Genomic DNA, 14,708 nt, shown 5'->3' on the forward strand with positions numbered 1-14,708 from the left:
AGGGGCTTTTGTTTTCTATACCTCTAGCCAGTCTTTAAAGGGGGCTGTATTGCTTTGACTGGTCAGAAGAAATTTATCATGACCCTGGATCCATACTGCCAATGAATTTTTTGTATAGCGCTCTATACGTTCAACCTGATTTTTATGCACTACTTCACTTCTATTAATCCTAAAGAATAGCATGGGATCTAAAACTACTTCAAGTTCCTTTAATGAACCCACAGTGAGCATATGTCTTTTTCCTAAAGTATCTATGGCAAATACTACACCTTCCTCGCTAGAAAAATAAGCTATTTTAGCCACCTCCAAAAAATAAGTCCCTTTATGAGAAGAAACCGAAAAACGACTTTTGTATTGTTTTTCTTTACTACTAGTTTGCTGAACTAACTGATGAAGTGTACGCAAAAACTCCTTTTCCTGACTATTTTGTGTGCGAAGGGTAGTAAACTTTTTCCATGCCTGTAAAAAACGATCCAATGTAAATGGTTTTAATAAATACGAAATACCATTACTTTCAAAGGCATCCATTAAATATTGATTATACGCTGTTGTAAATATGATAGGACAATTTACAGATACCTGGTTATAAATTTCAAATGCATTTCCGTCTAATAATTCTATGTCCGATAAAATCAAATCAACACTTGACGCGGTAGTTAAAAAACAAATGGCATCAGCAACAGTGTCAATTTCAGCTAAAATTGTAATCGGAGTATCTACCTCACTTAGAAAGCGAATTAATTTCCTTCTAGCTGGTAATTCATCCTCTATAATGACAACATTTATCATTGATTTGTAGATTTGATAATAGGTAAATTTACCGAAAAAAGTTCGGCGGTTTCTACTATTTGGATTGACCTGTCCGTTAGTAATATATACTGTTCTGTAAGATTCTTTAGAGCTCGTCCTCCATTTGTTTTAACTTGTTTTTTCTTTGCACAAGTATTGGAAACAATTATCATCTGATCCTCAGTGAACACTTCGATTAAAATTGGCTTATCTCGGGTACCAATATTGTGCTGTACCGCATTTTCTAAGAGCAATTGCAAGGTTAAGGGAGGTATAAAACCATCCATATTCTGCGGTCGCCTAATTGTAAAAAGGTACGCGTCTCCGTATTTATGTTTTATCAAATCAATATAACTTTGAGCAAATTGCAACTCCTCCTGTAAAGAAACCAATTGCTTATCTGACGTATACAGAACATACCTATATAATTCTGAAAAATCATTTAAAAAAGTAGATGCTTTAATTCCATCTTCTTCAATCAGTTGATCCAAAATATTAAGATTATTAAATAAAAAATGAGGATTCAATTGAGATTTAAGTTGAGAAATTTTAACCTCTGACAATGCTTCATGGTAAGCAACAAGTTGTTGCTGTTGCATTCTATGTCTTCTATTAAAATAATATGCCAAATAAAAGCTTCCATAAATAATAGCATCTAAAACTAGTCCGAAATTTTTACTCACTAATACTTGAGTATTAAAATTCTTACTGACAGTATCAAATGCTATGGCTATTACAAAAGAGAACAAATTATTAAGTATTACATAGGTCACCAATGAAAGCATAAAAACGCTTACGATCTTCTTTATTGGATACCCCTCTCCATTGATGTATTTTGTTAAAAAGAATCGCATTATCACAAAAAGAAACCCAATACTAATAAGCGCTCCAATGGCCGCATCCGGAGTAAATGTATAAGCATTGACATCCCTTCTAATCAATATACGTACCTGTATAGACTCAGCGTAGGCAAATAATAAAAGAAACCCAATAAAATAACGGTGTTCTTTAATTCTTAATAATAGTAACTTCATAATTTAAGTACGATGATGTACAAAAATAGCACTATACTGAAAGTACAGTGCTATTATCATTTTATTTATTTGGTTGTTTCCGGAAACGATGCAATCACATTACCTTTATCATCGTAAAAATCAAGCTTTGCATTATTATCTTTATCAACATAAAACATAGCCTTTGGCATTCCTTGATCATCAAAAAGGAAAAGTCCATTATTCATACTTCTTGTTTTACCTAGCATAATTCGAGGCGCACCTCCAACTAATCCTTCTTCCTGATATTGCTTGTATTTAACTTTGGCAGCCTCTGGATTTTCCTTTCTCAGTTGAGCTATTTCATCACTAATCTCCATCATTCTCTCCTGAGTTTCCTTTTCTGGTCTATCATTAAAGACCAAAGAACTAGTAACCATTCGCTTATCACCTTTCTTAAAATCTTGGGTAAGCAGTTGCATTACCTGGTCACCATCATATTGGTCATAAGTCAAGGATAAGCCTGAGCTATGACCATTGGCACTTTTTGCCCCATCATAAATGAATCCACCACATTCTATTCCTTCTTCATTATAAAAAAGCATTCCTGAACGCTTTTTCCTATCAGCGTTCGTTTTGCGTCCATTTATTTTATCCGTACCATTTGGAAATCGATCTACATTTGTGATAATCATTTTTACCGTACCATCAGGTTCAACTATATTTATTCGTTCAACATCCAACTCCGCAAATTTGTGATTCCCTGTTTGCTTAAATGCAGAAGAAGCTATATAAGTTACTCCGATTGCCGATGCGATTGCAAATGTTCTTAAAAAAGTGCGTTCTCTGTCCATAATTAGTTTGTTTTTAAAATTGATACTGCAAATCTAGTAGTGGATTCATGCACTTAAAATCAAAAAACAAGGAACCAAGGAAAAAGAACTATGGACTAAGGAATAATGGCTTTAAATGATGAAGACTTAGTCCCAAATAAAAGGTCTATTTTGTCCCATAGCCCTTAAATAAGCTAAAAACTGGCCGGCATGCACAGACTCATGATATCCAATTCGAAGTATATAATCATATAAGATTCTTTTCTGACCAGTTCCAGGATGTATAATATTCAATTCTAAAAGTTCTTCCTCACTAAAATTTGAAATTGTTTGGAGTAAGTCCTCACGAAATGATTGGGTTAATTCCAGTTCTGTCATTAAATCGACAAAAGGAACGTTTTCTAGAGGTGCTTGATAGGCTGTCATATCTTCACCTTTTATAATTTTATTCCAACCATAATCAGCTGAAAGTACATGACGAATCATATTAGAAGCTTTAAAAGCCTTTGGGTCAGGTCTCCAATCATAGTTCTCTGGAAGGAGACCTTCCCATAAAAGTATACTTCGACGTCTAATTTCAGTTAAATTAAAAATCAGTAGTTCCTGTTTAGTCATTGAAAATTAATTTGCACCCTCAAACAAGGGGGATGATTACATTTGTTTTATTTATAAATACAACAAAATCAATTATTTAAAATATTGATTGTTTTTAAAGACATGGGATTTTTATAAAAATAATAAGAATTGTAATACAAACCATTAGAATAAATTGTGATACATTCAAATGATGTTCAATAATAACCTCCTAAATTTGTCAAAATTATAAGCCTACTTTCACCCTATTTTATACTAAAATGCAATTATTGAATAGTATTCTATTTATTATCTTTCTCATGCTCGCCATTATTCATTTCTATTGGGCTCTTGGTGGTAATTGGGGGATTTCATCAGTATTGCCGACAGATAAGCATGGTACAAAAAAGTTACATCCAAAAAAAACGGACAGTGCTATTGTGGGATGTGTCCTATTGATATTCTCACTGTTCTATGCTTTCAATATGGGAATTTCTGGGTATAAATTTCCATCAGTGCTCTTCAATTATTTTGGATGGATCATTCCCGGAATTTTTTTAGTAAGAGCAATTGGAGATTTTAATTATGTAGGATTTTTTAAAAAGGTAAAGTATACAGCATTTGGCAAAAAAGACACTTATTTCTTTTCCCCATTGTGCTTATTAATTGCTGCTATTGGTTTTATTATATATTTCAACTAGACCTCTTAGATGTTATCACTAACATCTTTAACTCTCCACCTATTTCTTTTTAGTACTTTAGAATAGTGAATCAAATAAATCATCAAATACATGAAAAATAGTAACTCTCATGATGAACGTATAGCTAAGATGACATTTGCTTCGGTATACCCACATTATGTAACTAAAATAGAAAAAAAGAACCGTACTAAGGAAGAATTACATCAGGTAATAGAGTGGTTGACTTCATTCAATGAAGAAACATTAAAAGAACTCATTAATAACAAAGTTACCTTTGAAGAATTCTTCCGAAGAGCCAATATTAATCAAAATGCTCATCTAATTACTGGAGTAATATGTGGTTATCGAGTAGAAGATATTAAAAATCAGCTTACACAGAAAGTACGATACTTGGATAAATTAGTAGATGAATTGGCAAAAGGAAGAAAACTTGACAAAATTCTAAGATCATCTGACTAATAAGTATCTAAAAAAAAAGCCTGAATTAACAGGCTTTAATAATTCTAATTTATTCTTTATTTGGTATGGCTTTCAACACCTCCTGAACAAAAGTCCAAAACTTTTGTACTGAACTAATGCTAGCTCTTTCATCTGGAGAATGAGCACCTTTAATAGTGGGACCAAAACTGATCATATCCATCTCAGGATAATTCTGACCTAATATTCCACACTCTAATCCTGCATGACAAGCCACTACCTTAGGCTCCTCATTAAATAACAACTCATATTGAGAGGTAAGAACTTTAAGGATTGGCGACCCTACATTAGGTGTCCATCCTGGATAACTCCCTGAAAATGTCACCTCGCAGCCACACAACTCAAATACTGCTCTTAACGCATTGGCTAAATCCATTTTAGCGCTTTCTACTGATGATCGCGTGAGACAACTAATATGAATAGTCCCATTTTTAATCAGAACTCTTGCAATATTATTGCTAGTCTCCACCAGATTCTCCATAGTTGTGCTCATGGCATATACTCCATTATGTGCGGCATATAGAGCCCTTGTTATACCTTCTTGCACTCCCAAACTCATCACCTGTTCAGGTAATGCCACAGCCTCAGCAGAAATATGCAAGGATGGCTCTGTGTGTTTTAACTCCTTTTTGATGGTCTGCGCTAATTGGTTAAACTCAAAAGCAAAAGCGTCGTGATGTACCTTGTCTACTACTACTATAGCAAAGCTCTCTCTAGGTATGGCATTTCGTAATCCACCACCATCGACCTCTGAAATACGTAATCCAAAACTCTCAAACCCATCAAAAAGTAATCGGTTCATAATTTTGTTTGCATTTCCCAATCCACGATGAATATCCATTCCACTATGCCCACCTTGTAAACCTTTTACCGTAATTCGATACGCTACTACTTCTTCCGGAATTTCCTCTTCCTCATAGGTTCTAATTGCTGTAATATCAATACCTCCTGCACATCCTATATCTATTTCGTCATCTTCTTCTGTATCTAAATTTAAAAGAATTTCACCTTCAAGTAACCCACCTTGAAGCCCCATAGCTCCCGTCATACCCGTTTCTTCATCAATTGTAAAAAGAGCCTCAATAGGGGGATGAGCAATATCTTTGCTTTCTAAAATGGCCATTATAGTAGCTACTCCTAAACCATTATCAGCCCCTAAGGTTGTTCCACGAGCACGTACCCAATCACCATCTACATACATTTCTATTCCTTGAGTAGCAAAATCAAAGGTTACATCTGCATTCTTTTGATGTACCATGTCCAAATGAGACTGCATTACCACCGTCTTTTTTTTCTCCATTCCTGAAGTAGCTGGTTTCTTAATTATCACATTTCCAACCTCATCCACTATGGTTTCTAACCCTAAATGTTTTCCGAATTCAACCATAAAAGCAATCACTTTAGCCTCTTTTTTAGAAGCCCTAGGCACAGCATTTAAATCGGCGAACTTATTCCACAAAGCCTGAGGAGACAATTGTCGTATATCTGTATTCATAATTTTGGTATTATTTAAAGTACAAATATACCCTTTTTTAAAGGATACTTTTTCTAATGGAAGGTAGTTGAATCCCATGTTTTTTATCGATAAAAAATGACACTTTATCGAAGTTACCCAAAAATCTAATTTCTTACCTTTATATTCGTAATGCATGTCCGAACCCTATAATTGAGATATTCATTACGTCTCATAGCTATCCGTGAATGCCTATTTATATGACTCGAAAAATCAAGAGAATTAAGACATTTATTGCCTTGTCTATTATTCCACAAATATTTCTTGTTAAGCTACTCGGCTCAAATCCTCATTTAATAGAAACCTATTATAGTAATGGCTTCTATCCAAAGTTATCAATGCTTTATAGATATATTTTTGGATGGATTCCTTTCTCTATTGGTGACATTTTTTATACCCTGTTGGGAATTTTAATTGTTCGATTTTTACTTATTCGAGGTAAATGGTTTTTTGAGCATACCAGGGCATTTTTCAGAGAATTGTTTGTAGTTGTTTCTATTGCCTATTTTGTATTCCATCTATTTTGGGGAATGAATTACTATAGACAACCCATATCAAAAAGCATGGGGCTTTCTGAAGACTATACCAGTCAGCAACTTTATGATTTCACTGAACGTATCGTTGCAAAATCTAATGAGATTCATTTAAAAATCACCCAAAATGATTCCATGAAAGTGGTCATGCCCTATAGTAAAGAAGAAACCTTTACAATGACTCAGAATGGATTTGATAATCTTGCAAGACAGTACCCTCAATTTACCTATTATCCACAGAGTGTAAAGAAGTCATTATACAGTAAAATGCTTACATACATGGGGTACAGTGGATACCTTAATCCCTTCACTCATGAGGCTCAGGTTAACGGACTTATTCACAACTATAAATTCCCAACCACCACTTGCCATGAAATTGCCCATCAATTAGGTTATTCAGCTGAAAATGAAGCAAACTTTGTAGGTTACCTTGCGGCAGTTCATAATGAAGATATTTATTTCAAATATTCAGCCTATATATTTGTTATGCGTTATTGTTTAGGAGAGATTCGTAGAAGAGACCCTGACAAATTCGTTGAGTTTAACACTAAGATTAACCCAGGAATTATTAAAAACTACATTGAAGTATCCAACTTCTGGAAAAAATACGAAAATGTGGCAGAACCTGCGTTTAAAAGTACCTATAACACCTTTTTAAAGGCAAATAGTCAAAAGGAAGGCATGAAAAGCTACAATTATGTAGTCGCTCTTCTGGTTAATTATTACAAAGATCGTCCGTTATAAACGTTAAAATAATCTAAACAAATAAGTATTTCAAACTGGGTTGATTACCTTTAGACTGCTAATTTATTAAATAATCAACCCAATATGAAACACATGCTGACGGCCGTCATGCTGTTTCTGTGTACCCTTTCCGTAGGAGCACAGGATTATTTCCCTAAAAATGACGGCGTAAAAACCACCAACACAAACTACACGGCATTTACTAATGCTAGAATTCAAGTAACTCCTAATCAAGTTATTGAAAACGGAACACTTCTTATCCAAAATGGAAAAGTTGTAGCTACCGGCACATCGGTTTCTATACCACAAAATACTGTGGTGATCGACCTTAAAGGAAAGTACATTTATCCTTCATTTATTGATATGTATTCTGAATTTGGAGTAGAAAAACCAAAACGCCCAATGGGTGGAGGACGTTCTGCCCAGTATGATGCTACACGTGAAGGATTTTATTGGAATGATCATGTAATGCCTGAGAAAAATGCTATGGACGCATTTAGCTTTGATAGTAAAAAAGCTAAAGAACTAATTGATGCGGGATTTGGAGTAGTAAACACTCATATATCAGATGGTATTTTGCGAGGAACAGGAGTATTAGTTGCACTTAATACTCAAGCTGATAACAATTACCGTATTTTAAATCAACAGTCATCTCAATTTCTTTCATTTAGTAAGAGTGTTACCTCCACTCAAAGCTATCCAACCTCTTTAATGGGTGCAATGGCATTATTGCGTCAAATGTATCACGATGCTAAATGGTATGAAGCAGGTAATAGTAATACTAAAGACCTTTCCTTAGAGGCATTAAATAAAAACAAACAACTACCTCAAATTTTTGATGCTGGAGATAAATTTAACGGTCTTCGTGCGGCTAAAATCGGAAATGAGTTTGGAATAAACTATATAATTAAAGGAAGTGGAAATGAATATCAAGCTATTCAAGATATTGCGGCTACTAAAGCTACCTATATCATTCCTCTAGATTTTCCCGATGCTTATGATGTCACCGATCCATACCAAGCAAACAAAGTTTCTTTAGGTGACATGCGTCATTGGAATCAGGCTCCTGCCAATGCCAGTGTTTTAGCTCAAAACGGGGTTAACTTTGCCCTTACTACTGCGAATCTTCGTAAAGCATCAGATTTCAATGCGAACTTGCTTAAAGCGATTTCATACGGTTTGAATAAAACTAAGGCCTTAGAAGCACTGACTACCATTCCTGCTCAATTGCTTGGAAAAAGTAATGAAATAGGAACCCTGAAAAATGGAGCATTAGCAAACTTCCTTATCACATCTGGTGACGTTTTTGAAAATAGCACTACCCTTTACGAAAACTGGGTACAAGGTAATAAGCACATTGTTAATGATATGAATGTAAAAGATATTCGTGGTGAGTATACTTTACGTATTGCCGGAAACCAGTATTCTTTAAGCATAAAAGGAAGTGCTGGAAAACCAGTTGCAGAACTAATGAAAGATTCTACAAAAATTGCTTCTAAATTTAGCTATAGTAATGATTGGGTACAACTTTTCTATACTCCAGAAGGAGATGGTAAAACCGAGTTCGTGCGATTAACAGCACCTGTAACTGACACGGATAATCTTAATGGGACAGGAACCCTTACCAATGGGAATAGTGTACAATGGTCAGCAGTAAAAACAGCGCCATTCAATGAGCGTAAAAAAAGTGAGAAAACAACAGAGATTGTTTCAACAATACCAGTTACTTTTCCTAATAAAGCTTTTGGTTTTTCAGAAAAGCCTCAACAGCAAACCCTATTATTTAAAAATGCTACCGTATGGACTAACGAAGCAGAGGGCATAATGAAAAACACGGATGTATTAATTCGTAATGGAAAAATTGCTCAAATTGGTCAGAATTTAAATGTCAGTGGAGCCACTGTAATTGATGCCACAGGAAAACACCTTACAAACGGAATTATAGATGAACACTCACATATAGCTACAGCTGCAGTAAACGAATCAGGACACAACTCTTCTGCAGAAGTTACCATCGAAGATGTAGTAAACCCTGATGATATAAATATTTACAGAAATCTTTCTGGTGGTGTTACCACTATTCAAATATTACATGGATCAGCGAATCCAATTGGAGGTCGTTCCGCAATTATCAAACTTAAATGGGGTGAAAATGCGGATGGTCTTATCATTAGCAATACTCCGAAATTCATCAAGTTCGCATTAGGTGAAAACGTAAAGCAATCAAATTGGTCTGGTGGACGCTTCCCACAATCGCGTATGGGAGTAGAACAAGTTTTTGTTGATTACTTTCAACGAGGCAAAGAATATGGTGAAACATGGAAGAAATACAAAGCGCTTTCTTCTAAAGAAAAAGCACGCACACCTATGCCAAGATACGACCTAGAGCTCGAGACTCTTTGGGAAATATTAAATGAAGACCGATTTATCTCGTGCCATTCATACGTTCAAAGTGAAATCAACATGCTTATGAAAGTAGCTGAGAAGTTCGACTTCAAGGTGAATACCTTTACCCATATTCTTGAAGGATATAAAGTTGCCGATAAAATGGCTACTCATGGTGTAGGTGGTTCTACTTTTGCAGATTGGTGGGCATATAAATATGAGGTGATTGATGCCATTCCACATAATGCAGCAATAATGCATGATGCAGGAGTAACTGTAGCTATCAATTCAGATGATGCTGAAATGTCTCGTCGTTTAAATCAAGAAGCGGCAAAAACTGTAAAATATGGTGGTGTTAGTGAAGAAGAAGCATGGAAATTTGTTACTCTAAATCCTGCTAAATTATTACACTTAGATGATCGTTTGGGAAGTATTAAACCAGGGAAAGATGCTGATTTGGTTTTATGGAGTGACCACCCACTTTCTATATATGCTATTGCAGAAAAAACCTTAATAGAAGGAGTTGTATATTATGATTACACCACTATGCAACAAATGCAAAAAAGCAATGACAAAGAGCGTAACATGTTAATAAACAGCATGATTGAAGCTAAAAACAAAGGAATGAAAACGCAGGCTCCAAAAATTAAAGAGCAAGAACTGCTTCACTGCGATTCACTTTAATTAAAATCAAAAAAGACATGAATATAAAACATTATATAGCAACTGCTTTTCTTTCATTAAGTATCGCAGCTCATGCACAACAAACGCCTGCAGGACCACAAAAAGAATCGGTGCTTATTATGAACGCTACCGCTCATATTGGTAACGGAAAGGTCATTGAAAATAGCCTTATTGGATTTAAGGATGGAAAACTTACATTGGTGGCAGATGCAACCACTACAAGAATTGATCCTTCATCCTATGATCAAGTAATTTCTGCAGATGGAAAACATGTATACCCTGGATTTATAGCCGTCAATTCTTCACTCGGTCTTGCTGAAATAGACGCTGTAAAAGCGACGGTTGATGATGCTGAAATTGGAGGTATAATCCCCCATATTCGAAGTATCATAGCCTACAATGCAGAATCTAAAGTAGTAGAAAGTATGCGTCCAAATGGTGTTCTTTTAGCTCAGGTTGCTCCTCGTGGTGGTCGTATTTCCGGAACTTCTTCAGTGGTACAACTTGATGCATGGAATTGGGAAGATGCTGCTATTAAAGCAGACGACGCAATTCATATGACATGGCCTAATGGCTTCACTCGTGGACGCTGGTGGTTAGGAGAAGATGCAGGATTAAAGCCTAATCCTGAATATAGTAAGCAAATTGATGAAGTGAAAAGCTTCATTACCCAAGCAAAAGCTTATCTAAACGGTAAGCAAACTCCTCGTCATTTACCTTTTGAGTCCATGAAAGGACTTTTTGATGGCAGCAAAAAACTATTTGTAAACGTCGATGGTGAAAAAGAAATGACTGATGTAATTCTTTTTGCTAAATCAGTGGGGATTCCTCAATTGATTATTATTGGTGGAGATGAAGCAGATAGGATTATCCCTCTTCTGAAGCAACATAATGTTGCAGTGGTAGTATCGCGTCCTCACCGCCTGCCTTCTACCGAAGATAGTGATGTAAAACATCCTTTTCGCTTAGCTTCTATTTTAGCTAACGAAGGTGTACTTACAGGAATCGATCCAAGTGGAGACATGGAGCGTATGAGTACCCGTAACCTTCCTTTCTATGCTGGAACGGTAGCTGCTTATGGGCTTAACAAAGAAGCAGCCGTACAGCTAATCACATTAAATGCAGCTAAAATATTAGGTATTGAAGATTTTGCTGGAACCTTGGAAGCCGGAAAAGATGCTACCTTATTTATTGCCAATGGAGATGCACTAGATATGCGTACCAATATTCTTACTAAAGCATATATACAAGGTAGAGATATCAGTTTAGATTCTCATCAAACAAACCTTTACGAACGTTATAATACTAAGATTAACGGTAAGAAATAATTTCCGTTTTTATACCTGTTCATGCAAGCGCCCTCAAATACGAGGGCGCTTTGCATTTTAATAAAGTCACTAAAAAACTGTACTTTAGTAAATAAACACACTCTATTTATGAAATCTCTGTTTTATTCTATACTTCTGTTCACAATGGGAAGTACCTTTGGACAAACATTGGAAGGTGCTTGGCTACTAACACACCAAAATGAGACACCTGTAGTCGATCAAGAAATTATAGCCTTAATTCAAAATAATTACATAGCAATCGGAGCTAAGGATTCTGAACATAATTTTTTATTTACCTATGGTGGTTCGTTCAAAATAACATCAGATTCGTTTTCTCTTTTATATGACTTTAACACCTTAGCAAAAAACCAAGTAGGGACTATACATACCTATTCCTTACTTCTCAAAGAAAACATACTTACCCTCACTAATAATGAAACCCATCAACGTTGGAAACGAATTTCATCTACAAAAAATGAACTTACCCATAACTGGGTAATTACAGGAAGACAGCGTAATGGTGAAATGAATAAAGTAACACCAGGAGATCGTCGAACCATTAAAATTCTGAGTGGTGGACGATTTCAGTGGGTGGCATTTAATAGCGCTACAGGCGATTTTAGTGGTACTGGTGGCGGTACCTACTCAGCTGTTAATGGTATATATACAGAAAATATTACTTTCTTCTCTAGAGACAACAGTCGCGTTGGAGCAGAACTGTCGTTTGAATTTGCAGTAAAAAACGGAGATTGGCATCACAGCGGAAAAAGCTCAAAGGGTGATCCTATTTATGAAATATGGTCTCCTTATACTAAAGCATATAAAGTTTCATTTTGATACATTTCAACAGTGCATTTTTATATACAATTCACTACCTTGGATTTATCAAAACTAACAACCTAACTCCATTATGAAAATTCAACTCTTTTACCTTACAATGGTGATTATGCTATTAAATAGCAAAAGTATATCCGCACAAAACTATGACTTTAGTCTTGTTGATATGGATACCAATAAGAAAGTTGCATTTAATGACATTTACAAAACTTATAATTTAGATCGTAACAAACCAACCTTACTTATAAGCTGGAGTGGTTCATGGTGTAGTTATTGCATCGATCTTATTGAACGGTACCAAAAAGCGGATTTAACTATGATAAATCTTATTACAGTTAATATAGATAATGAAGCTGACCGAAATACTACCATAAATAAAGGATATCACAAGAATTGGAAAAAATCGGTAAATATGTACGGTACCCTAAAAGAAGACGACAAGGGATTCAATTATTATTTCAATGTGGGAAGAGCTCCACTGATTTTAGCTTTTATTGAAGGCTACGTATCTGATGTTGTAATGTCTTATAGTATTTATCCTTATAAATTAGTTTCCAGTGGCTATATCACTAACATTAATTTCATATGGAACAGTTCTAGTGACCTAAACAGTTACGCTTGGGACCACTATCTTAATGAAAATAATCCAGAAAAATTAAAAGAAGCTATTCGTTGGGTAAACCGTTCAATTGAATTAAAAAAGGAATATCATAATACCGATACTTTAGCTTCCTTATTATTCAAAACAGGAGAATATGTTCAAGCATTAAAAACAGCAAAGGAAGCCATTGAAATTGCACAAAAGAATAATCAGGATTATAAATCCACTACTGATCTAATTCAAAAAATCATTGAAAAAATGTAAAACTACAATTTATAGTTCTATACCTTTTGTTCTACCCATAAAAGGATAGATACCTATAATTTCATATTGCTTTTGATGTTTGTTGAAGACTCTAAGAGCTATACGAGAACATTCAAAACTAAGGTCAAGTGGTTGATTGAACAATTGCTTGGCCTTTTTAATTTTGAAAGTGGTCAGTCTTCTACCTATGGTTATATGGGGTTCAAAATTTTTCACTCGAACAGGAATGGTAAAATTGGAATGAATCTCTTGCAAAATAAACTCCAAATAGTGTTTTGAAATAGGTTCCGGCGTCATAAAAAAAGTACCATTTTCAAAAGTATTAAATGATGTAAACTTCACCTGTTTTGATTGCAATCTATAAGAAATATGAGTCAATTGGTTTTTAATTTCTTTGAGTTCAATTTCTTCAGAATCCAATTCACAAACTGTTATATGAGCTCTTGAATGGCAACTATTATACCAACCTATCTCATTTTTTAATTGGTCCTTCAAGACTGTCACTTGCGTGATAAATTCATCAGAAGGGTGAATTATAACCGAAATTTTTTCCATATCCGGGTATTTTCTTTCGAAATCATTTAACCACAATGCGTTTCCTTCAATAAAGATACCCATTAGTTTGTCTTATTTATACCATTAATCGCCTACTCATACTAAGTTAAATTATCCCTTTTGAGGTTTTAAAAAGTATACGATATAACCACTTAATAGAAATAAAATGGAATAAAAAGCAGACCAATGCAAGACGTTAAAAGGTAATGGTGTCGTTTGAGAGTTTGTCAAAAATTGTAAGGCTGGGTGTAATGATGGTATTAAATAATTAAATTTCCATGATAATGCAGCCATCCCTCCCACAACTAATGCCAAACCAAAACCGATGGAAACTAAAAAATTTCTAAACACTAGCCCTAAAGAATATTGGAGAAGAACCATAGGGATACACGCCAAAAAATAGTTTAAATTATCAATAAGAAAATTGCTATAATTAAAATTATAGGAAGTAAATGGATGACCATATACTAATGAAGGTATTGCCAAAGAAAGATAAATCCCTACATTAAACAATATAAAGAGCTGTGCCATCATAGCCAATACTACTATTAATTTAGCAAAATAAACTGAGGAATATCCGATCGGAGCTGTATGAACTTGTTTCCATGCATTATTTTTAAACTCTAATTGACAAAATAAACTCGTAGCCAACACAATACCCATGGGAAGAAAAACAATACTCATCATACTCCATGATTTTAAGAAGATGCTATCCCAAAAATTACTAGGTGTCTGGTGAAGTATAGCTAGTTTATCTGGATAAAACAGGTAAGTTAACGTATTTATTAAGGGTATAAAAAGACCTCCTACAATTACAAGCCAAGCAGCAAAACTTCCTTTCTTTTTAATCCATTCCGCCTGTACAGCTCTGAAAAATTTAGTTGTTCTCATAGGTATTA

General features: G+C 34.8%; 14 protein-coding genes. 7 read left to right on the forward strand and 7 right to left on the reverse strand.

Annotated features, from left to right (window positions below; translation table 11 throughout):
* Positions 1-15: 15 nt before the first annotated feature.
* The 4 genes from PT603_RS05810 to PT603_RS05825 form a co-directional block, all read right to left on the reverse strand.
* A complete protein-coding gene (locus tag PT603_RS05810) occupies positions 16-789 on the reverse strand; it encodes a LytR/AlgR family response regulator transcription factor (RefSeq protein ID WP_008241318.1) in 774 nt (257 codons plus the stop codon).
* Positions 786-1,823: a sensor histidine kinase gene (locus tag PT603_RS05815; RefSeq protein WP_008241321.1), complete on the reverse strand. Its 1,038-nt coding sequence runs from the start codon at positions 1,821-1,823 to the stop codon at positions 786-788. The genes PT603_RS05810 and PT603_RS05815 overlap by 4 nt, the downstream gene beginning before the upstream one ends.
* 65 nt (positions 1,824-1,888) lie before the next feature.
* On the reverse strand, positions 1,889-2,635 hold the full coding sequence (locus tag PT603_RS05820; RefSeq protein WP_008241324.1) for a hypothetical protein: 747 nt from the start codon (positions 2,633-2,635) through the stop codon (positions 1,889-1,891).
* Between the two features lie 126 nt (positions 2,636-2,761).
* The gene (locus PT603_RS05825; RefSeq protein WP_008241332.1) at positions 2,762-3,229 is read right to left on the reverse strand and encodes a DinB family protein; all 468 of its coding nucleotides are present in this window, start codon (positions 3,227-3,229) and stop codon (positions 2,762-2,764) included.
* A 278-nt stretch (positions 3,230-3,507) separates the two neighbouring features.
* On the opposite strand from PT603_RS05825, the gene PT603_RS05830 reads away from it, so the two are divergent.
* Both PT603_RS05830 and PT603_RS05835 read left to right on the forward strand, forming a co-directional pair.
* The gene (locus PT603_RS05830) at positions 3,508-3,888 is read left to right on the forward strand and encodes a DUF3995 domain-containing protein (RefSeq protein WP_202946609.1); all 381 of its coding nucleotides are present in this window, start codon (positions 3,508-3,510) and stop codon (positions 3,886-3,888) included.
* A 90-nt stretch (positions 3,889-3,978) separates the two neighbouring features.
* The gene (locus tag PT603_RS05835) at positions 3,979-4,347 is read left to right on the forward strand and encodes a DUF2200 domain-containing protein (RefSeq protein WP_008241336.1); all 369 of its coding nucleotides are present in this window, start codon (positions 3,979-3,981) and stop codon (positions 4,345-4,347) included.
* Positions 4,348-4,396: 49 nt separating this feature from the next.
* On the opposite strand, the gene PT603_RS05840 is transcribed toward PT603_RS05835, so the two are convergent.
* Positions 4,397-5,860, reverse strand: a complete 1,464-nt coding sequence (locus PT603_RS05840) for an aminoacyl-histidine dipeptidase (RefSeq protein WP_040489018.1) — start codon at positions 5,858-5,860, stop codon at positions 4,397-4,399.
* Between the two features lie 218 nt (positions 5,861-6,078).
* Here PT603_RS05840 and PT603_RS05845 point away from each other — a divergent pair, with 218 nt between their 5' ends.
* From PT603_RS05845 to PT603_RS05865, 5 genes are all read left to right on the forward strand, one after another.
* Positions 6,079-7,155, forward strand: coding sequence for a DUF3810 domain-containing protein (locus PT603_RS05845; protein WP_155805702.1), 1,077 nt, complete (start codon positions 6,079-6,081; stop codon positions 7,153-7,155).
* Between the two features lie 84 nt (positions 7,156-7,239).
* Positions 7,240-10,224 carry an amidohydrolase family protein gene (locus tag PT603_RS05850; RefSeq protein ID WP_040488952.1) on the forward strand — a complete coding sequence of 995 codons (2,985 nt, stop codon included), beginning with the start codon at positions 7,240-7,242 and terminating at the stop codon, positions 10,222-10,224.
* A 17-nt stretch (positions 10,225-10,241) separates the two neighbouring features.
* Complete coding sequence (locus PT603_RS05855; protein ID WP_008241343.1) at positions 10,242-11,552, forward strand: amidohydrolase family protein; 1,311 nt, start codon at positions 10,242-10,244, stop codon at positions 11,550-11,552.
* A gap of 108 nt (positions 11,553-11,660) precedes the next feature.
* Positions 11,661-12,389 carry a hypothetical protein gene (locus tag PT603_RS05860; protein ID WP_008241344.1) on the forward strand — a complete coding sequence of 243 codons (729 nt, stop codon included), beginning with the start codon at positions 11,661-11,663 and terminating at the stop codon, positions 12,387-12,389.
* A gap of 73 nt (positions 12,390-12,462) precedes the next feature.
* On the forward strand, positions 12,463-13,254 hold the full coding sequence (locus tag PT603_RS05865) for a hypothetical protein (protein WP_008241346.1): 792 nt from the start codon (positions 12,463-12,465) through the stop codon (positions 13,252-13,254).
* Positions 13,255-13,263: 9 nt separating this feature from the next.
* Here the strand turns inward: PT603_RS05865 and PT603_RS05870 are convergent, their stop codons facing one another.
* Together PT603_RS05870 and PT603_RS05875 are read right to left on the reverse strand one after the other, a co-directional pair.
* Complete coding sequence (locus tag PT603_RS05870) at positions 13,264-13,872, reverse strand: 2'-5' RNA ligase family protein (protein ID WP_008241348.1); 609 nt, start codon at positions 13,870-13,872, stop codon at positions 13,264-13,266.
* A gap of 48 nt (positions 13,873-13,920) precedes the next feature.
* On the reverse strand, positions 13,921-14,700 hold the full coding sequence (locus PT603_RS05875) for an ABC transporter permease (protein WP_008241349.1): 780 nt from the start codon (positions 14,698-14,700) through the stop codon (positions 13,921-13,923).
* Between the last annotated feature and the right edge of the window lie 8 nt (positions 14,701-14,708).

Source organism: Imtechella halotolerans, assembly GCF_028743515.2.
Classification (GTDB): Bacteria; Bacteroidota; Bacteroidia; order Flavobacteriales; family Flavobacteriaceae; genus Imtechella; species Imtechella halotolerans.